The 25,074-nt window shown below is 64.0% G+C and carries 18 protein-coding genes; 14 read left to right on the top strand and 4 right to left on the bottom strand.

Going from position 1 to position 25,074, the window contains the following annotated elements:
• Window positions 1–109: 109 nt before the first annotated feature.
• The 7 genes from AOT87_RS16110 to AOT87_RS16140 are packed head-to-tail and all read left to right on the top strand — an operon-like array spanning window position 110 to window position 9,788.
• Complete coding sequence (locus AOT87_RS16110; RefSeq protein ID WP_007172165.1) at window positions 110–556, top strand: hypothetical protein; 447 nt, start codon at window positions 110–112, stop codon at window positions 554–556.
• Window positions 553–1,635: a hypothetical protein gene (locus AOT87_RS16115; RefSeq protein ID WP_046182038.1), complete on the top strand. Its 1,083-nt coding sequence runs from the start codon at window positions 553–555 to the stop codon at window positions 1,633–1,635. Before AOT87_RS16110 ends, AOT87_RS16115 begins: the two co-directional genes overlap by 4 nt.
• Window positions 1,636–1,645: 10 nt before the next feature.
• Entirely contained in the window at window positions 1,646–2,569 is a 924-nt protein-coding gene (locus AOT87_RS16120; protein ID WP_073877513.1) for a conjugal transfer protein, read from the top strand.
• Between the two features lie 34 nt (window positions 2,570–2,603).
• A complete protein-coding gene (locus tag AOT87_RS16125; protein ID WP_234796476.1) occupies window positions 2,604–2,921 on the top strand; it encodes a hypothetical protein in 318 nt (105 codons plus the stop codon).
• A complete protein-coding gene (locus AOT87_RS16130) occupies window positions 2,918–5,830 on the top strand; it encodes an ATP-binding protein (RefSeq protein WP_234797260.1) in 2,913 nt (970 codons plus the stop codon). The genes AOT87_RS16125 and AOT87_RS16130 overlap by 4 nt, the downstream gene beginning before the upstream one ends.
• Window positions 5,827–7,986, top strand: coding sequence for a hypothetical protein (locus AOT87_RS16135; protein WP_007172171.1), 2,160 nt, complete (start codon window positions 5,827–5,829; stop codon window positions 7,984–7,986). Before AOT87_RS16130 ends, AOT87_RS16135 begins: the two co-directional genes overlap by 4 nt.
• Window positions 7,983–9,788, top strand: a complete 1,806-nt coding sequence (locus AOT87_RS16140) for an AAA family ATPase (protein WP_007172172.1) — start codon at window positions 7,983–7,985, stop codon at window positions 9,786–9,788. Before AOT87_RS16135 ends, AOT87_RS16140 begins: the two co-directional genes overlap by 4 nt.
• On the opposite strand, the gene AOT87_RS28715 is transcribed toward AOT87_RS16140, so the two are convergent.
• On the bottom strand, window positions 9,778–9,981 hold the full coding sequence (locus tag AOT87_RS28715; protein WP_131727272.1) for a hypothetical protein: 204 nt from the start codon (window positions 9,979–9,981) through the stop codon (window positions 9,778–9,780). The genes AOT87_RS16140 and AOT87_RS28715 overlap by 11 nt on opposite strands.
• A gap of 118 nt (window positions 9,982–10,099) precedes the next feature.
• Here AOT87_RS28715 and istA point away from each other — a divergent pair, with 118 nt between their 5' ends.
• The 3 genes from istA to AOT87_RS16155 all read left to right on the top strand — a co-directional run bounded on the left by istA (window position 10,100) and on the right by AOT87_RS16155 (window position 12,876).
• A complete protein-coding gene (gene istA / locus AOT87_RS16145; RefSeq protein WP_033711544.1) occupies window positions 10,100–11,653 on the top strand; it encodes an IS21 family transposase in 1,554 nt (517 codons plus the stop codon).
• The gene (locus AOT87_RS16150) at window positions 11,650–12,462 is read left to right on the top strand and encodes an ATP-binding protein (RefSeq protein ID WP_033711543.1); all 813 of its coding nucleotides are present in this window, start codon (window positions 11,650–11,652) and stop codon (window positions 12,460–12,462) included. The genes istA and AOT87_RS16150 overlap by 4 nt, the downstream gene beginning before the upstream one ends.
• A 108-nt stretch (window positions 12,463–12,570) precedes the next feature.
• On the top strand, window positions 12,571–12,876 hold the full coding sequence (locus tag AOT87_RS16155) for a hypothetical protein (protein ID WP_047324006.1): 306 nt from the start codon (window positions 12,571–12,573) through the stop codon (window positions 12,874–12,876).
• 267 nt (window positions 12,877–13,143) lie between these two features.
• Here the strand turns inward: AOT87_RS16155 and AOT87_RS16160 are convergent, their stop codons facing one another.
• From AOT87_RS16160 to mobF, 3 genes are all read right to left on the bottom strand, one after another.
• Entirely contained in the window at window positions 13,144–14,940 is a 1,797-nt protein-coding gene (locus tag AOT87_RS16160; protein WP_007172175.1) for a DEAD/DEAH box helicase family protein, read from the bottom strand.
• Window positions 14,941–14,986: 46 nt separating this feature from the next.
• Window positions 14,987–16,543: a serine/threonine-protein kinase gene (locus AOT87_RS16165; protein ID WP_007172176.1), complete on the bottom strand. Its 1,557-nt coding sequence runs from the start codon at window positions 16,541–16,543 to the stop codon at window positions 14,987–14,989.
• A 206-nt stretch (window positions 16,544–16,749) separates the two neighbouring features.
• Window positions 16,750–22,605, bottom strand: a complete 5,856-nt coding sequence (mobF, locus tag AOT87_RS16170; protein ID WP_047324008.1) for a MobF family relaxase — start codon at window positions 22,603–22,605, stop codon at window positions 16,750–16,752.
• Between the two features lie 295 nt (window positions 22,606–22,900).
• On the opposite strand from mobF, the gene AOT87_RS16175 reads away from it, so the two are divergent.
• The 4 genes from AOT87_RS16175 (at window position 22,901) to AOT87_RS16185 (ending at window position 25,053) form a co-directional block, all read left to right on the top strand.
• Window positions 22,901–23,413: a hypothetical protein gene (locus AOT87_RS16175; protein WP_007172179.1), complete on the top strand. Its 513-nt coding sequence runs from the start codon at window positions 22,901–22,903 to the stop codon at window positions 23,411–23,413.
• Between the two features lie 9 nt (window positions 23,414–23,422).
• Window positions 23,423–23,935: a hypothetical protein gene (locus AOT87_RS16180; protein WP_225325864.1), complete on the top strand. Its 513-nt coding sequence runs from the start codon at window positions 23,423–23,425 to the stop codon at window positions 23,933–23,935.
• Window positions 23,936–24,059: 124 nt separating this feature from the next.
• Window positions 24,060–24,188 (top strand): hypothetical protein, encoded by a 129-nt coding sequence (locus AOT87_RS29515; protein ID WP_256380170.1) that lies wholly within the window; start codon window positions 24,060–24,062, stop codon window positions 24,186–24,188.
• Window positions 24,189–24,429: 241 nt separating this feature from the next.
• Window positions 24,430–25,053 (top strand): hypothetical protein, encoded by a 624-nt coding sequence (locus AOT87_RS16185; protein ID WP_007172181.1) that lies wholly within the window; start codon window positions 24,430–24,432, stop codon window positions 25,051–25,053.
• The last annotated feature ends 21 nt before the right edge of the window (window positions 25,054–25,074 follow it).

Raw genomic sequence — 25,074 nt, forward strand, 5'->3', positions numbered from 1 at the left:
CAACCATTATCGTCTAACCATGTGGACAACCTTGCCTATTACCGCTTACGGTTGCGTGCATAGGCGCCCACCCGATTTAGCGGCGCCGAGACGACGAAGGGACACCGCGATGAAGGGGCTTGTGGCGACGGCCGCAGTGCTGATGACAGTCATCGCCGCGATCGTGTTGGCGATCGTCGAACTGCTCATCAAACTCGCTCCGTTGCTGGTCGCGGCGGCGTGCTTGTGGGGAGCGGCCAAGCTAATAGGCGCACACCGCGCCCGAGGGGCGGCCGACGAGGAGCGTCTTAAGCAGGACTGGAGCCGGACCGCTCCCCAAGGCCCACCGCAGGCGGCGCCATCCACACCGCTGCCGCCGGTAATTGCTCATCGCGAACGCATGTATGTGGTGCGCGGTGAGGACACCGGCTTGGCCTCTGACCGCGACGACGGCTATGTCAAGGTTTCGGCGACGGCATTGCCGCGTGTGCAGCGTTTGCCGGCCACCTACCATCACCGGCGCAAATTCACGCCGCGCCGGGCTAGCGGGCACCGTTCGGGGCGGCGGCGGCCGTGAGCTCGGTTTCTGATCAGCAATGGCTGCGTCAGATTGGGGTGAATCTCGACGCCGATGCAGAACACGACCAAGACACCCTCGACAGCGGCGCGGCCGGGGAGTCAGCCGACGAGCATCCCGATGATGATGGCGCGATCAGCGACAACGACGCCGCACCCTTCGGCGAGGATCAAAGTGCCGACGCCTTTGCGGGTGCGTTCGTTTCCGACGGCGACGACCACACCGACTCGGCAGAAAACGAAAGCCCCGGTGCCGACGCTGATTTAGATCACGAGGCGGAGCGGCGTACGCGCCGATTTACGCCGTGGGTACTCGGCGCGTTCGCTGGCGTCGTGTTGTTGGCAACGGTGATAACCACGCTGGGCGTCACACTCTCAGGTCCCGACAACCCTTCGCCGAGTCTGCGCCAGCACGCAGTCAAATCGGGCCCCGCACCGACAATGGCGGCAGCACCAGCGCCGACTCCTGCTGATGGCGGCGATCACCCACTGCCGTTTACCGCCTCAGCCGACTGCCCGGCGGGCGCCTCAACTTCGGCGAAATCGATTGCCGATCCCGACAAGCCATCGCCGTGGATCTGCGTGCGGCATACGGATGGACAACCGCTCTATATCACGCTCGGGCCCGCCGGAATCGAACGCGCTTACGTGATCACGGCGGTCAGTATCGTGCCGGGGGATACTGCTGCGGCCCAGGGGTCCGGCGGTGACCCATGGCTACAGCATCGGGTGGTCACGTTGCTGCAGTGGCAGTTCAATGACACTGCGCACACGGTCGTCGACCAGGACACCGGCAATGCTCACGGCGAAGCGGTCAAACTGATTCCCGGGATCAGCGCCTCAAAAATCACTGTGATCATTCGGCACACCAGCCGTCCGGTCGCAGCCCCCCAGCCCAGCGTGTCGGCCCCAGACGGCGGACCGTTCGGCGGAATCCTGGGTGGGCCCACCCCGGCCACCGGCCCGGAACCGACCAACGGGCCTGACCCGACCGGCTTTGGGTCGGGACACGACACCGATCCCAGTGATGGAACCTTCGCGGTGTCGAGCATCAAAGTCATTGGGCACCAGGCGACATGAGGACGATGTGGTGAGAATCAGCAACGTATGGAAGAAGCGCATCACGGTGCTGGGCCACAGCGCCGGCCGGGTCGCTCTTGTGATTCTTGTGGCCAGTTCGTCCATCAACGGTATCGCCCTGCTGTGGGGGTTTGTCTTTCCCCCTGAACCAGCACCAGTGGCGGCGGTGGCCCGCGACGTGATCAACGAGACCGATCCCGTGAAGGCTTTCGCCGTGAATTGCGTGAAAGGGCTACTTGTCGGAACCACCTCGGGTGCTTCGAATTTGACACGCTGCTTTCCCGGGGGACAAAAGTACGAGTTGCCCACGACATCGTCGATGACGGTGTCGAACCCGGCGGCGTGGGCATCTAAGCGCAAGACCTCTTCCAACGACATCGTGCTCTATAGCGTGAAGGTTCAAATCGACGAACTGCCCTACCCGTCGGCGCCGCCGACGACGGCTTTCTACCAGCTGCCGGTGGCGGTATACCGGGATATGGGCATTCAGGCTCTTGATCGGATCAGCAGAGTCGATATGCCGCCTCCGGGAGCCTATGTGCCGCTGGGCTATTCAGCACCAATCGCTGCCAACAGCCCACTTTTTACGATGCTGTCTGGGTTTGCGACGTCGTTTTTAACCACCTCGGGTGGACTGGAACGGTTTATCACCACCGACTCGGGCATCACAGCCGTAGGGTCGTACTCCTCGGCCACAGTGACTGCTGCTCAGGCCGACAACACTCCACCCGATGCTCCCTCCGATAACAACGAATTAGCCACGCACATCGATGTTTCGGCGCGCCGATCCGATTACACCCTCGTATCGCTGTCTTATTCCCTGACGCTGCGTTCGGTGGGCGGCACCTGGTTTGTTGCCCAGATCGACGCGATCCCGCTGTTGGCTGACGCGACACCGACACCGGTGCCCACCACGGCGGTAGCACCGCACTGACCATCACTCACGTTGAGAGAAAGAGGGATTGATCATGATTAGACAGCTAACATTACAGACGTTGGCTACCCACACGACAAATGTGGCTGCCGGGGCCGGCGTGATCAACATGAGCCACGAAGTGCTTTACATCATCGTCGCAGTCGGCGGCACATACTTCCTGGGCAGCGGCATCGTGCGCGGTATGAGAGACCATTGGAAGCGCGGCACCGGTGCCGGATTGTCGGCAATCGCCGGCGGGGTGGCTCTTGCAGTTGTCGTAGCCCACATCGTCGGGCTGTATCAGCGCGGTAACCAGGAATTTGAGCACCTGCCCGGCAGCGTTGGCCACTCCAATACCCGCGGATGGTGACCACCGGCCCAGTTGCCCCACCACGGCCCGTCGACAAGGCCGAAGCGTGGTCGGGCATCCGCGACATCGACATCCAGATCGGGGAAGCCGCTCCCGGGCAGGAATGGCCCGGCGGGCCCTACCGCGGGGTGGAATGGGTGGCCATTGCCGCGATCGCGGGTCCCACGCTGCTATGGGTCGACAGCCAGCCCGCCGGAACCACGCTTCCGGTCCTCGCCGGCGGGGTGGTGCTCTGTGTGGTGACCGTTGGGCTGATGCGGCTACTTTTGCCCAAGGGACGTCCATCTCTTTCAGCACGTCTCGTTTTTGCCCGCAACACTATTCGGCCACCTCACCTGATCACCTCGCAGCCTCGTGCCGCTGAGAGGAAGCTGCGTGTTGACTCCAGTTTTGACCCTCCTGAACGTGTCGAGGACAATCTGGTCTTCACCGGCGGAGGCGTCTATGCCGAATTCTTGATCGATGGTTTGTCGGTCAATATGCGCTCGCTTGACGTCCACCGGCGAGCCGCCAGGCTGACGCGGAACTTGGGGCGCTACCTGCCCTCAGGCTCGCAAGTGCGCGGGTTGCTGGTCGCCGAGGACCAAAACGCCATCATGCGGGCAATGGTGGGTCCGCACACCAACAAGTCGACATGGATTGGGCAGTGCAAGCACTGGGTCCCAACTATCGCCCAAGCGAACAAGTGGATCACCAAGGGATATCGCGGTCCCGTGCGCCCACGGTTTTGGCTAACGGTGCCAGTCGATGCTGGCACCGCGGGACGCACACCGCTCGGACAGGGCAGGCGGGCTTGGGACTGGGTCAGCGGGCGTGACAAAGACTCAAGCACATCGATTCAGCACTACGCCAGTGTTGCCCGCCAGATCTGTGGTGCCCTACCTGATGAGTTTCACGTTCGCGCGGCTAGTCCAGCGCAAATCCATTGGTATCGGCGACATCGCGCCATGCTCGGCGTCATCCATGAGCCGATGCCAGCGGCCAGCACGGGGCCGTCCTCACTGAGCGCTCACGATTTCCCTACCATCGCTTTCGATGAAGGCGACAACGCCGGGCGGCCATGGTGGCGACCCAGTTTCAAAGCCTTGGTTCGCGTCTATGATCCCCACGAGCCCACCTGCAGATCGAGCTACCAGTCGTTTTTGACCGTCGAGCACTTCCCGGAGACAGGCCTGGCCTTTCCACGCGCTTCGTATCTGAATGCGCTGCTCAACGTGAACACCCAGGCCAGTATTGAGTGGACCCAACATATTTACATTCGCACACCCCAGGATGCGCAAGCCCGCAATTTCCGCTACACCAAAAACATCAAAGACCAGATGCGTCAGCGTGGTCACCGCGGAGCTGAAAACGACGAATTGCCAAGGAAGCTAGCGCGCACGCGGGCCTACACATCGCATCTGAACGGCAATCCCGCCGAACGCGAGCTTGACCACACGGTGATGATTGCGGTCGGTGCCGACTCACCGCGGGTCTTGGAGGATGCGGTCAAACAGGTCCGCCAGGAGCTTGACACAGTCGGCATCGCTGTCAAACGCCACCGTGGCGCCCAGGCGTTGCTGTGGAAGGCATTCAATACCGGAAGTGAAAACACCTGCCCGCTCGATGAATTTCGCAATCCCACCAGCGCACATAAGTGGTCGCTGTTCTTGCCGCTGATTTCGGGCCGCGTGGGCAACGTCAAGGGCAGTGCGCTGGCCATCGACCAGACCACGATGCGACCGGCGATCATCCTTCACGATCCCGAGGGAACTGCGCGCCGAAACAAGAACACCGGGCTGGCCGTCGTCGGCGATCCCGGCGGCGGGAAGTCCAACCGCACCAAACTCTCGGCGTATGAACTGATCCTGCGTGGCGGACGCGTTGTGGTGTTCGAGCCAGACACAATCGCTGAATGGAAGCAGGCCCTCACACCCATCGAGGGTGTACGGTTCATCGACCCGACAACGCCGCAGTACTTGTATGACCCGCTGGTGATCTTCCCAGCGCACCTGGCAGGGCGCATCGCGGCCTCGCACATCCTGCCCTGGATTGGGCTGTCTTATGACAGCCTGCTTGCCAAGCGTTACCGACGTTTGGTGCGACCGGAAACCCGGGCCAGGCAAGGGATTACGAGCCACCGCACACTGCTGGACTATCTGCGTTCACAGCCGGACGCCGACAACGACGAGTTGCTGCTGCGCTTAGAAACAGCCCAGGAGGATTTTCCCGGGCTTTTCGATGACCACTTGCCGCCCTACCGGCCAGAAGACTCCCCGGCCACGGTCTACCTGACCGGCAACCTGGGCTTGCCCAGCACCGAGGATCTCACCAACGCCGATCTCTACGCGAAACTGTCGGGGACCCAGCGCGCCGGAATGGCTATCTATGGCCTGCTCATTGAGCTAGAGCAGCGATACATGTTCGACCGCCTCGACGTATTCGACGTCATGATCTTCGAGGAGTGCGCCGAACTGCTTGCCTTTCCCACCACGGCACGCATTGCGCACAAATTCACTCGGCGGGGCCGTAAGCACGCGAGTGGAATCTGGTTCATCACACAGGATTTCAGGGACCTTGCCCGCATGGGGGATGAGTTTGTCACACAAAAATGGATCTTTCGTGTTCAAGACCCTGAACTGGCCTACGCGACACTGAAGTGGGCGCGCATCGACCCAGAAATGTATCCAGAGCTTGTCAGCGCACTAAGCGAGGACACCAGTCCTGGCTCCACCGCTGATGAAGACGTGTTCTCTGATCGCGGGGAATGGGGCGGCTACGCCACCGAGGCCGGGGCGGTCGATCGTGCCCGACTCGGCGAGGGATTCTTAGTCGACGAACTTGGACGTCCCGCACGCGTTCAATTTTTCGGCGCGCCAACCGAAGAGCAGGCACGCGCATTCGATAGCACCGCATCGGTGATCGCATGACTGCCAGCGATTCCCTCGCAGTCTGGCTAGTTGAGCACCCACGGTTGCGCCGCGTGATCGGCGCGATGACAGGTGTCTACGTGCTGTGTCTGTGGGCGGTGGTGGCCGCACCTAAAGCCTCGGCGGCGGTGGGTGCCGCTGCTCTGGGGTGGACGGGACTGCATGACTTGGACAACGTGCCGATCGCTGACTACTTCCTCTCGATGGTCGATACCACCGAAGCCACCTTCAACAACGGCCAACACGTCAGCGCGTTCGATCCCGAATCGTGGGGGTCGTGGATCGTCAAAGCCACCCAAACCGCGATCGCGCATACCACCGCAGCCTGGTGGCTGACCAATGAAGCTGCTCTTGTCGTATTCGCTATCGGGATTGCGCTGTGGCTTCTGCGATTTGCAATGTCGAGCTCGTGGCTCTTGGCCCTCGTTCAAATCGGGCGCCCCGTTTTCGCTACAGTGAACATGCTCGTCAACCAGATGTGGCTGGGGCCATTGGCGGTCGCGGTTTGTGTGGTGTTGGCGGGGTATCACCAACAGCGAGGGCGGCCGGCCCAGGCCCGCAATCTGCTAGGCACCGCCGCGGTGCTAGCTGCATTGGTGTGGACGGTCTTTCGTGACCCCATTGACGATCTAGTCAGCGATCACGGCCTGCTGGGCATGGGTCGAGCGACAGGCTTTCAGATCGCCCAGGACGCCCGCCAGAGTTCGTACGCTCCGGGCCAGTCATTGGATACCCAGCTCGACGCCCTGCTGGCGCAGCTGGTGTCTTCGACGGCGCGACCAGCTCTACAGTTACAGAACTTCGGCATGGTCGTTGATGATGTGGGCACCTGCCGCCAGGCCTGGTCCCAGGCCATCTTGGCCGCGCATAGCCAAGGTCCTGGACCGGCGCACGCGATGGCCGGATGCGGTGCTCCCCAAGCCTTGGCGCACGCTCAACAATTGGGGGCCAACGACTTTGTGCTGGGGCTGGTGTTCTTGTTCGCCGCGTTTTGGATCGGCCTGTTCATCTGGTACGTCGGGGTGAGCACGTTGCTGGTCGGTGCCAAAGCCACCTACTACTGCATCGTGGTGGTTCCCGCGGCGATGGTCGGCATGAGCGGTTGGCAGCGCGGCAAGAAATACGCGGTGCGCTGCGTCTCGCAGGTGTTGTTGCATGGCGTCGAGATGATGATCTTCACTGTCTTTTTGGCGTTGAGTGCGGTCGGGATGGGGTGGGCGCTCACCACGCCGCAACTGGGGCATGGCGCCACCGCGGTCCCGCGCCTGTTGTTGGTGAGCCTGGGTTCGGTCGTAGGCATCTTCTTGTTCCATTACATCGACAAGCATTTCTACACAGACAGTTTGGGCACGATCGCCCACCACATCACTGGGGCGTGGTGCTCCACAAGCGGCGCTGTGCGCGATGAGTACAACGATTACGCCGAGGCGGGACGCAAAGCGCGCGGGCTGTTTCGACGGGTCGCGCGACGCGGCGATAGCGATGGCGCCGGCGACGATGACGGTTCTAACGGCGACGCCGACACCTCAACGCCGGGGTTCGATGCGGTCAAACCTCGGCCCAGCCGGATGCGCGGTGAGGAGGAGACCACGGCGACCCGGACGACCGGGGCCACCACCACCCGGATGGCAGCAGAAAAGGCCGGGGCGAGCGAGGCCGCGGCGACCGCAGGTGGACATGCCGCGGCTGCGGCAGCAGAGGGGGCCGGCGCCACAGCGGCAGAAGGCGCCGCCGCGGCCGCCGCGCCAGAGGTGGTGATTCCCGCCGTCATCACCGAAAAGACCGTCCAGCACATCCGCGGACACCACCACCGCAACGGCTCAGACCCCGGGTCCCAACAAGGCGTCCCGGACAGCGACACCAGCCCGCACCTGGCGGCGTCCAATGCCCTCAGCAACGGCCAGCCAGGGGAACCAGATCAAGGCGAGGTGGCGCCGATGGCCGGCTCAGATGGGCTGCCATCGCTACCGAGCCATCCGCGCCGCCCGGCCCAGGGCGTGGGTCGCCACCAGGCGCCCCCGTCGGCAACCCCTGATGAGGACCCCGGCCTGCCGCTAGATACATCATCTGAGCAGCAGCGATCGTTCGAGCTGTCTGAGTCGCCCGTAGAATTTCCGTCACCACCTCGACCACGAGCAAGGGACTATCACCAGTGAGTGCCCGTGACTATTTCGACATCGGGATTAGCCGCCTGGGCTTCGGTGGGCCCGTGGCCGATCACGCGGGAGCGCGCGAAGCCTTCACGCAGGCCACCGACATGGATCCCGGCATGTGCGACGCGTGGATGGGGTTGGCGGTTGCTGGCGACGTCAGCCTTAACACCATGCGCGGCGCATATGATGCGCTATCGACTTTGCATCGCGAAACGCGTCGGATTGGCCTGGCAGATTCTGCGCTAGCGCCAACCGTGTCTACGCCATTCCTCATTGACCTTTACCCGCACACTCCGACCGGGATCACCATCGCCTACGCGGCGACACTTGTTAGCCAAGGCGACTACGACCAGGCCGAAAAGATCCTCGACGGGGTTGACCTCACCGTCGAGCCCGCGCAAGCGCAGATACACCGGTTCATCGGGGCCACAATGTTTTTCCTGACGCGCCGCTGGCCAGACTTGTTGACGTGGACCTCGCAGGCCTCGTCGAGCAGCGGTGGAATCGTGGAGGCCGCCACACGGCTGCTCAAAGGAATCGCCCAAACCGGGCTGGGACAGTTCGAGGCGGCGCTGGCCACATTGACATCCGTCGTGACGCAGGCCGACCAGGCCAAGCTCGACCAGAGCGGCATCGATACCTCGCACCTGCTGGCCGAGGCGGCCGTATATCGCGGCTTGTGCCACCGCGCGTTGGGGGACGAGGCCGCCGCCCGCAAAGAGTTCAGCGCAGCCAGCGTAGACGGTCAACTGCGCCCGGACGCCGCCGCCGCGCTCGATGACCCCGGCTACGGCGTCACCGTCACGACCCCAGACGTGATTGCCGCCCGGTCCAATCGGTGGGACCCGGATTCTGGACCGAGCGTGGCCGACCTGCGCAGAGCCCGGCAACGCAAGGAAGCCGTACGTGTGCTGGAGCGCGCCGAACGCGAACTCGACGAATTCATTGGGCTCCGCCGCGTCAAAGAGCATGTCAAGGAACTCAAGTTCGTCAAGGTCTACGACCAGAAGATGGCCGAGCGCGGCGTCCAGATCGGTGAGCGCGACACCTTGCACATGACTCTGGTCGGCCCGCCGGGGACCGCGAAAACCTCGATAGCACGGCTGATTTGCGAGATGTATTTCGGCCTGGGCATCCTCGAATCGCCAGAATTCATCGAAGTCTCCCGCAAGGATCTTGTCGACGAGCACATCGGTGGCACCGAGAAGAAAACATCAGCGATCTTGCAAGCTGCCAAAGGCTGTGCACTGTTCATCGACGAGGCACCCGAACTCTACAAACCGGATAATGAGCGCGATTTCGGCCACATCGCCGTTGACGTCATCATGAAGTGGGCAGAAGACCATCGCCACGACACAATGATCGCCATGGCTGGCTACGCCAGCCCAATGAACCGGCTTTTGAGCGCTAACCCGGGACTGCGGTCACGGTTCCCGTTCCAGCTCGAATTCACCTCCTGCGACACCGACGACCTGGTACGGATCGCTGAGCTGTTCGCAGCGCGGTTCCATGTGGCCATCGAACCCTCCGCTCTTTCGCGCTTCAGCAGCAACGCTGAGTGGCTATGCAACACGCCAAGTACACGCCCCGGTGAACCACACATGCTCATCGATGTCGCCGCCAACGGCCGGTTCGCCCGAACCGTCATTGAACAAGCCCTGCGCAAAGCCAAAGCCCGCATCGCAGCGGACCCGACGGTGGACTTGCTCACCGCCGACCTGAGCAGCATTAGCACAATCACGCTGGCAGACATGGACGCTGCCCTCACCGACGTCCTGGCGGCCTTTGAGCTCGTCACGCCCTAAGCCCATCGTGGGCGCTGAAATGCGGATCGTTGTAGGCCACACTGATGCTGGGGATGCTGTCCAGGTGGACGTGGGTCAGCATGGCCTCGTGGTGGTCGCCGGCCGTGAGCTCGTCGGTGCGACGTTCATCGACTACCTCGCACTTGTGTCGGCTGCCAGGTGAAAGGGACCACTTCAGAGCTGGTTTTGCCATGAGCATGGGACCACCTGTTTGCCATTGATGGGACCACCTGACTGGCTGTTTTGCCAGTTATGGGACCACCCCGGCGTGGCGTGGGTTCTTCCGGTTGTTGGGCCGCTGTATTGGCCTGATGAGCTACCGGGAGGTATCGGTGATCGAGATCGTGGAAATGCTGCGGCTGTGGCTGCAGGGGTTGGGGTTGCGGGAGGTGGCCCGGCTCTCGGGCACCGATCGTAAAACGGTGCGACGCTACGTCGACCGGGCACGGGCCTGCGGGCTCGACCGTGACGGCGGAGACAGTCAGCTCACCGATGAGCTGCTCGCGGCGGTGATCGCCGAGGTTCGCCCGCACCGGCCGACTGGCAAGAGCCTTGCCTGGGAGACGATCGCCGCTGAGCATGAGCAGATCAAGGCGTGGCTCAAAGACGGGTTGACGTTGACCAAGATCCACACGCTGCTTGGCCGCCGGGGTGTGGTGGTGTCGTATCGGACGTTGCACCGTTACGCCACAACTGAATTGGGATTCGGGCGGCGCCAAGCCACGGTGCCGGTGGCCGACTGCGAACCCGGTGCGGAGGTGCAGGTCGACTTCGGCCGCCTCGGTCTGCTCATCGATGCTGGTGATGGGCGGCGCCGGGTGGTGCACGGGTTGATCTTCACCGCGGTGTATTCGCGGCACATGTTCGTCTGGCCCACCTACCGCCAGACCCTTAACGATGTGATCGCCGGGTTCGAAGCGGCGTGGGTGTTCTTCGGCGGGGTGTTCGCGGTGGTGATCCCCGACAACATGAAAGCCATCGTCACCACCGCACACGCGACCGAACCCCGGCTCAATGACGCGTTCCGGGAGTATGCCCAGGCCCGCGGGTTCGCTGTTGACCCGACGCGGGTCCGCAGCCCCAAAGATAAGCCGCGGGTAGAACGCATGGTGCAGTACGTGCGGTCGAATTTCTATGCCGGAGAACACTTCCGGGATCTCGGGGATTGCCGGGAACGGGCGCGGCTGTGGTGTGCGCAGACCGCCGGGTTGCGGATTCATGGCACCACCCGGCTGCGCCCGGCCGAGGTGTTCGCCGCCGAGGAACTCCCTGCGCTGGGACCGGTGCCTGAGGATGTGTTCGACATCCCGGTCTGGACCCATCCCAAGGTCGCCTCAGACCGGCATGTGCAGATCGCCAAAGCGCTCTACAGCGTGCCCGGCGAGTTGGTCGGCAAGCGGATCGAGGCCCGCACGGATGCGCACGCGGTGAAGCTGTACTGGCGTGGTGAGTTGATCAAGGTCCACCCCGTCATGGCCCCGGGCCGGCGGCACACCGACCCCGCTGATCTGCCCGCGCACGTGTCGGTCTATGCGATGCGCGACATCAATGCGCTGCAGCGCAAGGCTGCTGCCCACGGCACCCACGTCGGCACCTACGCCGCCGCCGTGTTGGAACACCCGCTGCCGTGGACCAAGATGCGCCAGGTCTATCGGCTGCTGGGGCTGGTGCGCCGCCACAGCGCCGCCGCCGTGGAGGACGCCTGCCGGCGTGCCTTGGATGCCGAAGTCATCGACGTCGGACTGATCGAGCGGATCGTGACCCGCGGCGGCGGTGAACAGATGCCCCTGATACCGAAACCACCCGGGGCGGCGTCCAGGTTCGTGCGGGATGGCTCCGACTTCTCGGTCCGCAGGCCCTCATGAGCCCGGCCCGCCCCGATGCCGTGCCGGCGGTCAAACCGATCGAGGTCTCCGGCGAGCTCAAAGCGTTGATGCGCCGCCTCAAACTCGGTCAGCTGCTCGACACCCTCCCGGAGCGGCTGGCGCTGGCCCGCACCAACCGGCTGCCGCACCACGACTTTTTGGAGCTGTTGTTCGCTGATGAGGTCACCCGCCGCGACCGCGAGTCCGCGACGCGGCGGGCCAAGGCTGCCCACCTCGATCCTGCGATGCAACTCCAAGCCTGGGACGACTCCACCGCCGTGGCGTTCGATCAGCAATTGTGGGCCGAGCTGATCTCGCTGCGGTTCCTCGCCGATGCCTACAACGTGCTCGTCATGGGCCCGGTCGGCGTGGGAAAGACGTTCCTGGCCAACGCCTTAGGCCACATCGCGGTACGACGGCTTCACAGCGTGCACACCGAACGGGCCGACAAACTGTTCAAACGCCTGCGTGGAGCACGCCTGGACGGCAGCTACGAAGACGAGATGCGCAAACTGCACCGCGTCGAGCTATTGATCATCGACGATCTGGCACTGCACCGCCTGGAAGCCACCGAGACTACCGACTTCTACGAGATCATCGTCGAACGCCACCGCAAGGCTTCGACGATCATCACCAGCAACCGCGAACCGCCCGAGATCCTGACCATGATGGCCGATCCTCTGCTGGCTCAATCCGCGATGGACCGCCTGCAATCAGCGGCCTACGAACTCGTCGTCGAAGGCCAGTCCTACCGGCAACGCCAAAAGCCCCGACCGGAAAAGCCGGCCCCTCCGACTCCGTCGGATTGACCGGCAACCACCCCATCGGTCACCATCAACGCACGGCCTACAACCGGAACAACCCGGTCCCATGCTCATGGCAAACCAGAGGTCCCATCACCCTGGCAGGCGACACACTTGGCTGCATCCGCTATCACACCTGGCGATCTAGATGTCTGGGTAGTCCGGTCGGGCCTGCCCGAGCCGGGCGCGGCAGCCGCAGCCTTCGAAGAACTGCAGCAACAACTGCCCACCTCGGACCTTCAGATCGTCTACGACGATATGAGTCGCGACCGTGACCGCTTCGACGCTCTCACAATGCTTTCCGCGCTGCCGAGAGTCGCGACTGCGATGGGACCTGTGGTCGACGAGCCCGACATCACGGACTACCGCCTTGGCACGCCAGAACCATCGGAGGTCTGTAAGGCTGTCCCCGACGATTAGAGAGGTGGACGGGATCCTGAGTGCGACTCTGGATGTCAGCTGCTTGGCGGGGTTGTTCGCCCGAGCTCTTCTTCAAGGGCAGACAGCTGTTGTCGGGCGGTGTTGATGAACGTTCGAGCGCAATCGCTGCAGTAGTGGGCAGTGTCACGGTCGACCTTGACGATAAGTATCGGGTCGCCCTTATTGAGCACGTGGTTTTTGTCTGACCGACACGGGTGCCGTCGTCCTGCCGTGCCAATCGACAGCGTTCGCAGCAGTGAGCGGGGCTTACCCATGTCGCAGTTCCTCCTCGACCGCAGCAACGATCTGAGGCAACCGCGCGATGAGGTAGTCGCAGTCGTCCGCGGTGTAATCCTTCCTATTGGTGGCACCGCTGGGAACCATTGTCTTGATCCGCCTGTCGATGGCCGATTTCACGGTGACGAAGTTCTCCCGGGTGCGGTCCAGCTCGCGGCCAACGCGATTGAGGCTGTGTTTGGCCAGAAACTTGCCAGCCTCGTTCTTCACCAAATCGTCGAGCAGGGTCTTTTTGGATCGACGTGTCTGTTGTTTGGTGGGCTGGACGCGTTGTAGCTGATCGAATTTGACTCCGGTGTCGATACCCTTTTCCTTGAGCACGGTCAGGGCCTGCGCAACATCTGGGTCGGCGCTGAGGGCGATCAGGGTCAGGTTTTCGAGTTGGATGTCGGCCTGGCCAGTGATCACCGGCAGCGGAGCGTTCTGGCCACCTCCAGGTGGGGGTTCGCGAGTGGGCAGGGGTTCAACAACGGTCTCGTCGATGAGCTGCGCGAAGAACTCTTGGTCTGCTTCGGCGAACTCCTGGAAGTCGTTCCAGACCCCGGTGATGTTGCCGCCGACGTGAAAAACGACGACGCCATCGTTGACGGCATCGAAGGGGTCAACATCTGGAATCACCCGCATGATGCGCCCCACGAACTGCATGAAAGGGCTGAGGTTGTTGAAGATGCTGAAGACAGCGGCGACGCTGAGATACGGGTGGTCGTATCCTTCACCGAGTTTGCGCACCTGTACGATCACGTCGAGTTCGTGGTTCTCCAACCGCTGGTAAACTCGCTCGTTCGCTTTGCTCTTGCCTTCGATCAGGCTGTGAACGAAGTCGGCGCGGAGCCCCAGTTCGCGGAACTTGGCGACGACCTGTTTGCAGTGCTCCATGTTCAACGCCGCCGCAATGATCTTAAGCCTGGCCTCGCCGGTCTTTTCCCGCAGCTCGAACAATTTCTGGCGGGAGGCCTCGGCGATGGTGGTGAGGGTGGCGTCTGAGCTCACGACGCTGCGCCGGAAGCCTGCGTCGCGCTCGCCGAGGCGGCGGACCTCTTCCAAGGACACCTCGACTTCGGTGTTGTCGTCAGGGCGCCGGACGTAGTGCAGCGTGGTCGGGTTGAGGCGGTAGCCGTTGATGCGCTTGACGTATCCCTTCTCCACCGCGCGAGAGATGGGGTAGCTGTAGATGATTTCACCGGCCATGATTCGCCCGTCGGCACGACCGGGGGTGGCGCTCACGTTCACGATGCGTGCGTCCGGGAAGTGCCGCCGCAGAGTGTCCCAGCTCTCGGCCACGTTGTGATGGCCTTCGTCGAACATGATCAGATCGAAGAAGTCGGCAGGAAGCTTTGCAAGCCAGGTGTTTTCGGCTCGCTGGAGCTGATGAATATTCGTCACCACGATGTCAGCCACTTCGAGATCGGTGACGTTGGTCGACGTGCCTCGGATTTCTGCGGGCTCTGGGAACGGCGCGGAGTCCAACACTTTGCGCTTAAGGTAGAAGAACTTCGGGTCGCTAGGTGTCAGATCCTTCAGCAGCTGGTCGGCGATCTTGAGGTTCGGTGCGACCAGCAGTGCGCGGTGAGACTGTGCGGCGAACGGCGTGAGAGCCAGGAGGCCTGACTTCCCGCAGCCCACCGGCAGCACGACGGAGACTTCGCGGCCCTCGGGAGCGTCGAAGTCGTGCCCGGTGAGCGTTTCGTATGCCTCGATCTGCGGCTCGCGCAAGGACGCATTGCCCGTCACGGTGGGTCGCAGGGTGACGTACTGGTCGATTTTCATAAAGCTACCCCTTTTGTGGAAAACGTTGTCGGCAAGGCGATCTGGTTCAGGATGCGGAACTCTTCGGAGGCCGCAGCTTCTCGACGCCGCTACGGATCGCGGGGGGCAGCGTGCGGATCGCGAAATCGCTGATCGACCACTCGACGTCATCGGCGTCGGCCGCCCGCAACGCTTCCACTGCTGCCGAGGCCATCTCGTCAGACTTGACCTCCTGCAGGATCTTGACCAGGACGTCACGCACGTGCCACCGGTTGTGGCGGGGCCCCAGCGACGCGAGCGCGCCCACGCTCATCCGCATCACGCTGGAGTCCTTCGTCTCGGCCACGACAATGCGGGTGAAGTCAGCCAGCACGTCGCAGTACTCGAACGAGAAGTTCCCATGCCTCAGAAAGTCGGTGAACCGCTGGTAGACGCGCTGGAACGCGCCCCGCTGTTCGCTCCAGAGGAATTTGACGGACCCTCGAGTGCACCAGGGCAGCACTCGGGTCAGCACGTGCATGTCGTCGTGGCTGGACTCATCCAACGCGGCTGCCCACTCGATCATCTCGATCAAGTCCGCGTCGGCGACCGACGGACTGCGCATGCGGTCCTGCAGGCGCTCCGCTGCCTCTTCCTTCGACTCGTTGGCCACGTATTCCTCGTGTGCATCAACAGCACGCTCGAGTGCATTCATGAAGTGCTCGATCGACTGGTAACGGCGATCAGGCGAGTTGGCGATCGCGGTCTCGATGACAGGTCGCAGCGGGCCGGGCTCCACCTCGTTGTTCACTGGGAAGTCCTGAGTCACGAGCTCCTGCAGGATCTTGCCCAGACCGTAGATGTCGGAACGGTGGTCGGCGCTTCGGGCCCGTTGCCACTGCTCCGGTGCTGTGTAGACCCACGTGCCCAACCCTTGTCGCAGCGTTGAGGTCAGCGGGTCGGTGTGCCGCTCGGCCTCAACGGCAAGCCCGAAATCCGATACCGCCCAATCGCCGTTGCTCAGCCGCAAAACGTTGGCCGGCTTGAGATCTCGGTGATAGATGCCCCGATCATGGACGTAACCGAGCCCCGTGCAGATCTGACGCATGATGTCGACGATCAATCGCGCTTGGCCGCCCACCGTGTCGACGTAGTCGGTCAGGCTGCCCTGCGCCAACGGCATCGCATACCAGATGTTGTCGTCGTCGGTCTCGCCGTGGGCAAGCACCGAAATAACGTTGGGGTGGTGCAGGTCTTCGAGGAGCCGAAGCTCACGCCGAAACCTCTTGATGGCTTCGGGGTCAACCGCGACGGTGTCCTTCAGCACTTTGACGGCGACCAGTTCGCTGGTCTTGCGGTCGGTGGCACGGAAGACGTCGGCGAAGCCGCCACCACCGATCCGAGCGTGTTCCAGCAGGAATCGCCCACCCAGCGTGCGGGTCTTCTCGTCCGACTTCGGCCTGCCGGCCTTGGTCTGACGGAGGCCTGAGCTGTTCCATCCAGCGACAACATCGAGGTCCCAGATAGGGCCCTGCGCAATCTCCCCCACCGCGTCGGGGAAGTCGTTTCGCTGCCGCAGTGTCGCGATGCGCTGAGTGCTCACGCCGAGCTCCTCGGCCACCTCCGATATTCCGCCAAGACGCACGGTTGCCTCCAGAAATAGTTGTTCTCAAATCAAGTATAACACCGAATTGGTTGTGGTTGGCTCAACTATTTATCGCGTCGTCGCCGAGCGGCGACAAAACCGGTTGCCCACGTCCGCGCGTCGTAGCACGGTGGGGACGACGACGAGTCGGTAATTTGGCTGCGAGAGACCCCGAACGGAACGGATCCCTGTTCTAAGCAGATCACTCAGTCATCGGTGATGCCGATTTCTGGAGATTGTTGCTTGGCGTGGGGGCCGCGTTCGCGAAGCCAGGTGGCCTCAAGGTGTCGCTGGTAGGCGGCGTGGATGGTGGCGTGGAGCTGGGCGGCGCGTGCGAGGCTGTCGCGCAGTCGCTCGTCGAGTATGGCTGGGTGCAGGCGCCCTGCCTGGGTGAGCGCGGGGTCGAGGTCGGGCGGGGTCCCGCGGTTGATGACAGCCGACGTTGGGGGCGCGCCGATGGTTGTCGTCCAGGGTAATTCGGTGGCGACGAGTCGCAGGAGCCGCTGGGCAGGCTTGGGTGGCCACGTTTGGCCGGTCGTGTCGAGCAGGACAAGGCCGGACTGGTTGGCCGCGGCGTGTTCGGCGAGGTCGGCGATTATTGCAGGGTCGGCGCTGGCGGCGTCGTCGATGATGATGAGACTGCCGGGGGGTAACGGCGACTGCGACTTTTTGTTGGTGATGGTGGCGTGGGTTTCGGTGATGGTGGCAGCGGTGTCGGCGAGCTCGTTGGTCACGGCGTCCTCGGCTTGTTCGCGAGTAGGGCTGCACCACAGGATCTTTCGTTCGGAGGCTGCAGCCGCGCTGTGCAGGGTGTGCAGGGCGGCGCGGCGCTCGGGCGAGGGTTGGGCGTGCACGACCGTGACGGCGAAGGGCAGCCTTGCGGTGCTGGTGATGGCGGCGGCTATGGCGGGGGAGAGGTCGGCGGCGGCACTGTTGGCAAGGCTGAGGGGGCGGTGCGGTTGGAAGCGGCTGGCGGCTTCGAGCACGCGTAGCTCGATGGCCAGTTGGCCGAGTTGGGCGGTGATGTGCTCGGCCGAACGGGTTTCGGCGGCCGCGAACGCGGCGGCGGCAGCCAGTTCTGCGCGGTCAAGGTCACGGCGCAGCTGGCTGGAGCGCCGGCGGGCGGCCAGCACGGCGCGATCGTCTTCGGATCGTGCTTCGGCGATGACGTTGTCGACGTCGTCACCGCTGATGACGCGGTCCGCGCCGCCGGCGGCCTTTGCACGCGCCGCGAGTGCTTCGCGAAGCGCAGCCTGATAGCGCTCGGCGGGCGCAGTGTCGGGGAGTGCCATGAGTCGCAGTTGGACATCGAGTTTGGCCGAGGCGATGTCAAGTGGGTCGACGTCAGGTTGAGCCTGCAGCTCGTCGAGCTGGTTGCGCGCCCAGTCGACATGGCTTAGCGCTGTCTCGTATTCGGCTTCGGCGTCGGCCCATTCGGCGGTCACGTCGTGAACGGCGATCAAGTAGGGGCGGTCGGCGTCGGCGCGCTGGCGCAGTTCGCGGATGCGCGGGGTGGCTTGGCGCATTGCCGGTCCGTCACCAATTGCGGCGCGGGCATGCAGGGCCTGATGGTCGGCCAGCGCCTGCTGGTATTGGGTCCGCAAGCTGGTGAGGTCAAGCAGAGCGGCCGGCAGTGGCGGGGGTGCCACGCGGTGGCGGGGGAGGTCGTCGAAGTCCAGGCCGGCGAGTTCGTCGGCGGTCTCAAGCGGGGTGTTGGTCGGGTCGGGCTCAACGAGTTCGGGGTGCCACGGTTGCGTAGACAGGTCGGTGGCAGGCATGTCAATCCTGGTTGCGTGGGGGTCGGGGGGAAGTTGTTCTTCTTCCTCGGGGTGCAGTGGGGGTTGTTCGGGTAGCGGGTGGTCGGCGTGGTCGTGGTGGCCGCCGATCAGGTCGACGGTGTAGGTGATGGTGCGGGCGTATTGGTAGGCGGGGATGGTGTGGTCGGGGTCGACGTCGGCCAGGTGCTCGGCGGCGACGTGAAGAAGGTCGGCGGGGGTCCAGCGGGTGGGGTCGGCGGCATTGACAGCTGAGACGAGGCCGGGCCAGGCGGGATCGGCGACGATGGATTGCGCGGTTGCTGACCCAAAGACGTTGTGCAAGTCAGCGATCCAGGCAGGGCGCAGGCCGGTGTGGGGGGCATCGACGGTGGCCGCGGGCGTGAGTTCGGCGGCAAGACGCCACCACAGCGCGGCGGCGGGCAGCTCGTCGGGGAGCGGACGTTGGATGGCGGCCGCGCGAACGAGGCCGGGCAGGTCGGGCCGGCTGGTGGCGGCTTGGGCGAGGTGGGCGGCCAGTTGGGGCCAGTACCCGTCGGCGCGGATGCGCGGATCGATGGAGTCGATCAGCTGCTCAAAGCGGCGAGCATGCGGGCTTTGGGTGCGCACCACCGCTTGAGCCCGGTTTTCGAGGAGTTTTTGGATGGTGCGGGCGCGCACGGCGTATTGGGGTGGGCCGAGCAGGGTGGTGTCTTCGGCAACCACGTTGTGGGCGGCGCGGAAGACCGCGATTTCGGCGGCGAGTTGGGGGTTGGCGGCCAGCACGGGTTTGGCCCAGGCCGGCGCGGTCGCCGGTGTCCATTGGTGGGTGACGGTTTCACGGATCTGGTCTGCCAGCTCGGCAACCAGCACGGCGCGACCGGTCAGGCAGTTCTCCCATGCGGGGTCGTTGGCCAGCAAAGTGGGAGTGGCGGGCAGCCAGCGCAGCGGCCCGATACCGGCAGAGTGTCCGCCGGTGGGGTCGATGCGCCAGTCGAGCACCGCGGCGGGATCGTGGGCACTGAAAAGCTCGCCTACGCTGGCGGCCTCGGTCAGTGTGGCGAACGGGTCGCGCCCGTCGGCGCCGATGATCGCCAAGTGTTTGCAGAGCACTGGCCATGCTTCGGCGCGGGTCAACCCTGGATAGAGCTGATCGGCGGTGATGTGCAGTTGGGCCAGCAGGGCCGGGGAAGCCAGGGCCTGGGCGGCGTCGCCCAAGGCGTTGTAGTACATCGCCGCGGCCGGGCCCAACCGCACGAAGGGGTCGCGGGCTTCGCGTGCGGCACTGGTGGCCGAGACTTGTGCGCCGTCGCGTGACAGCGTTTTGGTCAGGACATCGACGGCCGTTTCGGGGTGAGTTGCTTTGGGCGACAACACCCGGTGCGGGTCGGATTCCGCGGTGGATAGATAGATGTGGTTTTCGATGCGGCCGCGAGTTAATGCCACGTAGAGCAGTTGGCGAGTGAGACTCCCGGCACCGACGATGTGGCAGGCGTGTCCGGCGGTGAGTCCTTGTGCGGAGTCAATGGTTGCCGCATAGCCGAGGGTGACGTGCTTTATGACGTAGTGGGCGGGGAGGCGCACTGTTTGGCCGCTGCCGAGGTGGCGGGCTTTGATGCTGCCGTTTCGGTGGATTTCCAGGATTTGGAAGCGGTAGCCGTTGCGCACGTAATCGGTGGGGCTCAAGCGCAGCCGGCGGGCATTGCGGCGGGTGCGAATAAGGTCGCCGGGAGAGGCGGCAAGCCGATCAGAAAGGGTGATTTCGTGGCCGCGCCGTGTTGCCGGGTCAGCCGCGGCGAGGCGATCGAGTCGGGCTCGGGCGTTGAGGGTATCGACGATGGCGTTGGTGGGTGCTAACAGGAGGGAATCGCGGCCCGCGTCGAGGTCGGCGGCCCACGCGGTGTAGGCCATGTCGGCGGCGGTGTGATCGGCACCGACGTGCACACGCTGGTGGTCGATGTAAAACCCGAGTCCAGAGGGGTCTCCTCTGCGGATCGCCAGGGTCGCTGCGCTTTCGGCGGTGGAGCCAAAGCGAACCAACTGAGACAGCGTCAGTGAATCGGTCTTGTGGGCGATGTTGCGCAGCACGCCACCGGCTGAGATCGACGCGAGTTGGCAGTCATCACCGACCAGCCGGATGCTGGCGCCACGGGCTAAGGCGTGGGTGATCACCGCATCAAGTTCGAGCGTTCCGGCTTTGCCGGCCTCGTCGATGATGATGAGCGTGTCGCGTCCGACGTTGGTGAACCATGGCGGTGGGGCAGAGCGACTCGACCCGCTGGCCGGGTCGGCCGACCAGACGTATTTGGCGATGGTGTCGGTCGGGGCCGACAGATCCTCGCCCAGTTCGATGGCTGCCGCCGCGGTGGGGGCTAAGCCGACGATGGTCGCGCCCGAGGAGCGCCACGCATGCGACAGCGCGGCCATCGCCGTGGTCTTCCCGGTACCGGCCGGGGCCAGCGCCAACGCCACTCGGCGCCCGCTGCTTGCCATTTCCCGGACCAGTGCGACCTGGCCCTCGTTGAGTTGCTTATCGCGTGCGGCCGAGTCTGCCAGCGCCAGCTCGATATCGATGTCCTCGACCGTGCGCCCGCCGCGTCGGAGGGCGGCAGCAACGATGCGTCGCTCAGCGGCCAGCAGCTCCTGAGAGGTGTAGGTAGCGCTGCCGTGGCGGCTATGCACGCTGGTTCCATCGCGGCGACGCAGCTGCGCAGGTTCTCCCATTTCACCGTCGTCGATATCGATGTGCTGAACCGACAGCGGCTCGGCCAAAGCAGTCTCGGTGATCTTGTCGGCCAGCGTCTCGTCGGCGGCGTGCCCGCTGCCACGAACGAGGCGCTGCGCCTCGGCGAACACGTGGTGGCGTTGCCAGGTCGCGCGGGACCGGGCAACCGTGGCGATGACTTGGGCAGCGCGCGCGGTGATCCAGTCGTCATCGACAGCATCGATTTGGGGCGCCGGCGCGGACAAGACGGTGCCCAGCATCGCGGTCAGCTCCCGCACAGCGCCGAGCACCTCGATCGCTTGGCCGCGCCACATGTGGCGCTGCTCGGCGAATGATCGGGGTTCGTGTTTGGCTTCGCGGGTCTCTAGGGTCGCTTGTTGAGCCAACGCGATGGTTTCCACGTGGGTCGGCTCGCGGCCGTGGGCGGCTTGAAACTGCTTGGCCAGATCGGCGGTGCGGGCTTCGATGGCCAGCCGCCGCGACGACCACGCGGCCATCAGCTCGACTGAGATTCCCACGATTTCACGCACCGGCCTCTTGCCGCGGCCCTCGCCGACCACATCAGCGAACCGCAGCTGCAGTCGCTGTCCAAGGTGGGCTTCCAGGCGCGTGTTGTACAGCTCGGAGGCGGCCACGGTGAACTGGTGCACAGGCTGCCCGTCAAGCGCCAGCCAACGCAACACACCGTCAGGGCCCACCGTGGCGACCTTGTTGGAGATCGCGACATGGGTGTGCAGATCAGGATCGCCAGCGCGTGAATCGCGGTGGGTGAACGCCGCCCCGAGCAGCCCGGTGGTGTCGACCTGGGCGACACCACCCTTACCTGAACGGGTAAATGCGGCGTGAGTTTCTAGCCACGCCAGCGCATCACCGACCGCTACGTCGTGACATTCCTCTACCACTGTTGCGACGGCGCGCGGTGCGATCGCCCACAGCGTCGACACTGACTTCACGGGCGAAAACGTCAAGTCGTAGCCGGCGACCGCGGTCGTGCGCGCGCGAGTTTCCCGCGCGATAAACCCACTGAGTTCGCGATCGTCGGCGGGCGCGCGCTTGTACTGCTCAGCGAACATTCGGCGCGCGACAACGGTGCGGATCGCGGCGCGCGTGGGCGCGGCGATGGGCGCGTTCCAGTGCAGGCCGGCTTCTTCGTTGTGATCGCGGTAGGCCACTGCCAGGGCGCGCACAAAGGTGGTTTCGCTGTCGCGGATATGGAACTTGCGGCCCAGTTTGGCGGCTTCGGCGGCCGCGAGGCCGCGCACGCCGCATTCGGCGACATACTTGGTGATCGCATCGGCGTTGGGGTGCAAGCCTTCCCCGAACAGGGCCTTCATTTGGGCCTCGGTGACCGGCGAATCAACCGGTACGGCCCAAACTTTCGCGAGGTCTTCGGGGGGCACCGGACGTGCCCTTGTCGAGGACAGCGATGCCAGACCCGATCCCACCCATCGGCCCGGAGATTCGCCTTTGGTCGAGTAGTAGTCGATCAGCGGGGCCCGGCCGCGCGCGGTGGTGTCGACAGCAGCGACTTGCCGGATCAGGTACTGGTAACCGTCTCCGGCGGTGAGCTTGTGGCTAGTCATCGTCACTGCAGTGCAATCCCTTTCGAGGCGCACGTTAGAGACGACACCGCAGATCTGTCCTACACAGATCAGGCGGTTCTTAGGAAACTGTGACCTTAATGCAAGAGGTGTGTGGTGTCTGGGGTGGTTCAGAACGGTTGATGCCGGTGGTCATTGGTGTGTGGTGCATGAGGGTGGGATCGGCTTATGTTGTGGGACTGGGGGATCGGGAAACATTGGTGGTGGACAAATGTGGACGCACTGATGTTGGTCAGTGTGGTAGAGCGGGACAGCCGGTTCGTCGTATGGTGCGGCGATGGGAACGATCAACTCGAAATCAGCGGCGCGTAGGCGGGTTCGCGAGGCGCAGCTTAGAGCGAACGAGGCACGCGTGGAGTGCGAGCGGCAAAACGTCGATGACGCGGCGTCGTTACTCGTTGAGCTGGGTCGCCTGGCGGCCGTGGAGGAGTGGGAGGCAACTCGCATCCTCGAGATTCGGGCAGAGGCAGAGCGGCGTCGGCACACGCACCGCCAGGCCGGCGGCATCGCGGTGGCTCGAATGCAGGGTCGCGGCGAATCACTCGCGGCGATAGCGGAATTGGCTGGGGTCAAAGTCGGTAGCGTTCGGATGATGTTAAAGGCGGCGAGCGCGCACACTGGCGCGGCGGTGCAAGCACTAGGTGAGGGCAACGGCGCGGCGGCCCCTGGCGCGGCGCCGTTGGCACTAGGTGCGAACGGCGTTACTGCGCATGACGATGGCGCGGCGGCGCAAGCACTAGGTGCGAATGGCGCTGCGGCGCATGACGAAGGTGTCGGTGGCCGGGTTTAGCGTGGGCGCGTGCGTGTTCATCTGGGGATGCCGCTGTGGGTCGATCCTGTTGTGCACGCCGACGAATGCCGGCGCTTTGACTCCGACGTGGTGCAAGGACCCGGCGCTGACGACTGCGATTTTTTCACGGGGGCTATCGGTAAAGACGGATATGGCCGGTTCTTCATTTACCGTGGGGGTAAAGGGATTTGCGTGCGGCCGCACCGGTACGCGCTGGCGCGTCGACTCAGTGTGCTCCTTCAGCCAGACGAGTTGGGCCTGCACGAGTGCGATAGCCCGCTGTGCGTGAAAGTCTGTGCGGCCGAGGCGACATTCCAGCATGTGGTAATCGGCACTCAGAGTGAAAATATGCGACGAATGGCCCGGATGCGGCGCGGAGGAGGCCGCAGGTCGATTCCCAGTGATGGGTTATGGGCTCGGCGGGAGCGCTCGGTCGCGTTGCACACGGTGTTGCGGGAACGCGGCTGGGATCGGGCCGCAGTGGAGGCGGCGCGCCTCGGTGATATGCCGATGTTGTGGTGAGGGTGTAAGCACTGTTGGTGATTTAGCCGGCGAGTACTGCCGGTCGTGCTGCGCTGCTGTGGGAACGGGGTGGATGCGATCCAGCCGATAGACGGCGGTATGCATCGCCCAGTAGACGGCGACGATGTTGGCCCCGGGTATCACGCTGGCTAAGACGGGCCCGCACGTCGGCCGGATTGCTTCACCGTATGCGGCTGCGGCGCACTGCTCGGGGCTGGGAAGAACCCTGGCCGGGGCGCTGTGGGCGGTGTGAGGCGACGCTTGGCGCCAACAGGGTGCTTGTCGGACTAGTTCAGTGCACTTGCGGGTCGATGCACCGTACTCACTTCTGCCGCAGGACGAGCGGAATTGCATCTGCTGCAACATAATTGCTCGGTTGAGAGCGAGTATAGCGCCCAGTAAAGCGCGTCCCGCGGACATCGGATCACACCTCAGAAAGGGCGCTGTCTCGACACTTACGTCTGGCGCATCATTGTCGCATCTAGTACAACAGGATGGTGGGCGTCGAGTTGCCGGGGTCAGCAGCGCTGTCGCTGGTGTCGAAAGTGCTTCCGTTGGATCCAGAAGCCACGGTCTTCACCGCGATGCTGTCTGGCTGGGCTGATCAGCAGCGAGCCCGGGTGTGCAAGCCACCGACGGTGCAGGCGCGGGCGAGCGTGGTGCGCCGTTTCGCCGAGTTCACCGGGACGTATCCCTGGCAGTGGCAAGCAGATGACGCGGATGCGTTTTTCTCCCAACTGCTTTCCGGTGCGGAGCCAAAAGCTGACTCGACGGTACGGGGATACCAAAACGCATTGCGGTTGTTCGGCGACTTCGTTACTGACACGCGATATGGATGGGCGTCTTTGTGCGCTGAGCGGTTCGGGCAGGCCCCGGCACAGATCCTGCATGACTGGAACACCGTGCGTCACGTCAACGAGTTTGAGGGGCGGCCGGGACGGCGCCCGCTGAGCTATGACGAGGTTCAAGAGCTCTTCGATGCCGCCGATGGCTTGGTAGATCAGGCGCGACTTCGCCACCGCAAGGGAGCGTTGTCAGCGTTGCGGGACTCGACGCTGCTGAAGACCGTCTACGCGTATGGGCTGCTCTCCGGGGCTCAACCAGATGCAGCGGCGTGATTCTCTGAGTTTGTGCAGTTC

It is taken from the genome of Mycobacteroides sp. H003, from assembly GCF_001440135.1.
GTDB lineage: Bacteria > Actinomycetota > Actinomycetes > Mycobacteriales > Mycobacteriaceae > Mycobacterium > Mycobacterium gwanakae.

Coding starts and splice junctions, on each gene's coding strand:
- AOT87_RS16110 (WP_007172165.1), top strand. CDS start 110: ATGAAGGGGCTTGTGGCGACGGCCGCAGTGCTGATGACAGTCATCGCC.
- AOT87_RS16125 (WP_234796476.1), top strand. CDS start 2,604: ATGATTAGACAGCTAACATTACAGACGTTGGCTACCCACACGACAAAT.
- AOT87_RS16135 (WP_007172171.1), top strand. CDS start 5,827: ATGACTGCCAGCGATTCCCTCGCAGTCTGGCTAGTTGAGCACCCACGG.
- AOT87_RS28715 (WP_131727272.1), bottom strand. CDS start 9,981: ATGGCAAAACCAGCTCTGAAGTGGTCCCTTTCACCTGGCAGCCGACAC.
- istA (WP_033711544.1), top strand. CDS start 10,100: ATGAGCTACCGGGAGGTATCGGTGATCGAGATCGTGGAAATGCTGCGG.
- AOT87_RS16150 (WP_033711543.1), top strand. CDS start 11,650: ATGAGCCCGGCCCGCCCCGATGCCGTGCCGGCGGTCAAACCGATCGAG.
- AOT87_RS16160 (WP_007172175.1), bottom strand. CDS start 14,940: ATGAAAATCGACCAGTACGTCACCCTGCGACCCACCGTGACGGGCAAT.
- mobF (WP_047324008.1), bottom strand. CDS start 22,605: ATGACTAGCCACAAGCTCACCGCCGGAGACGGTTACCAGTACCTGATC.
- AOT87_RS16175 (WP_007172179.1), top strand. CDS start 22,901: ATGGGAACGATCAACTCGAAATCAGCGGCGCGTAGGCGGGTTCGCGAG.
- AOT87_RS29515 (WP_256380170.1), top strand. CDS start 24,060: ATGTTGGCCCCGGGTATCACGCTGGCTAAGACGGGCCCGCACGTCGGC.
- AOT87_RS16185 (WP_007172181.1), top strand. CDS start 24,430: ATGGTGGGCGTCGAGTTGCCGGGGTCAGCAGCGCTGTCGCTGGTGTCG.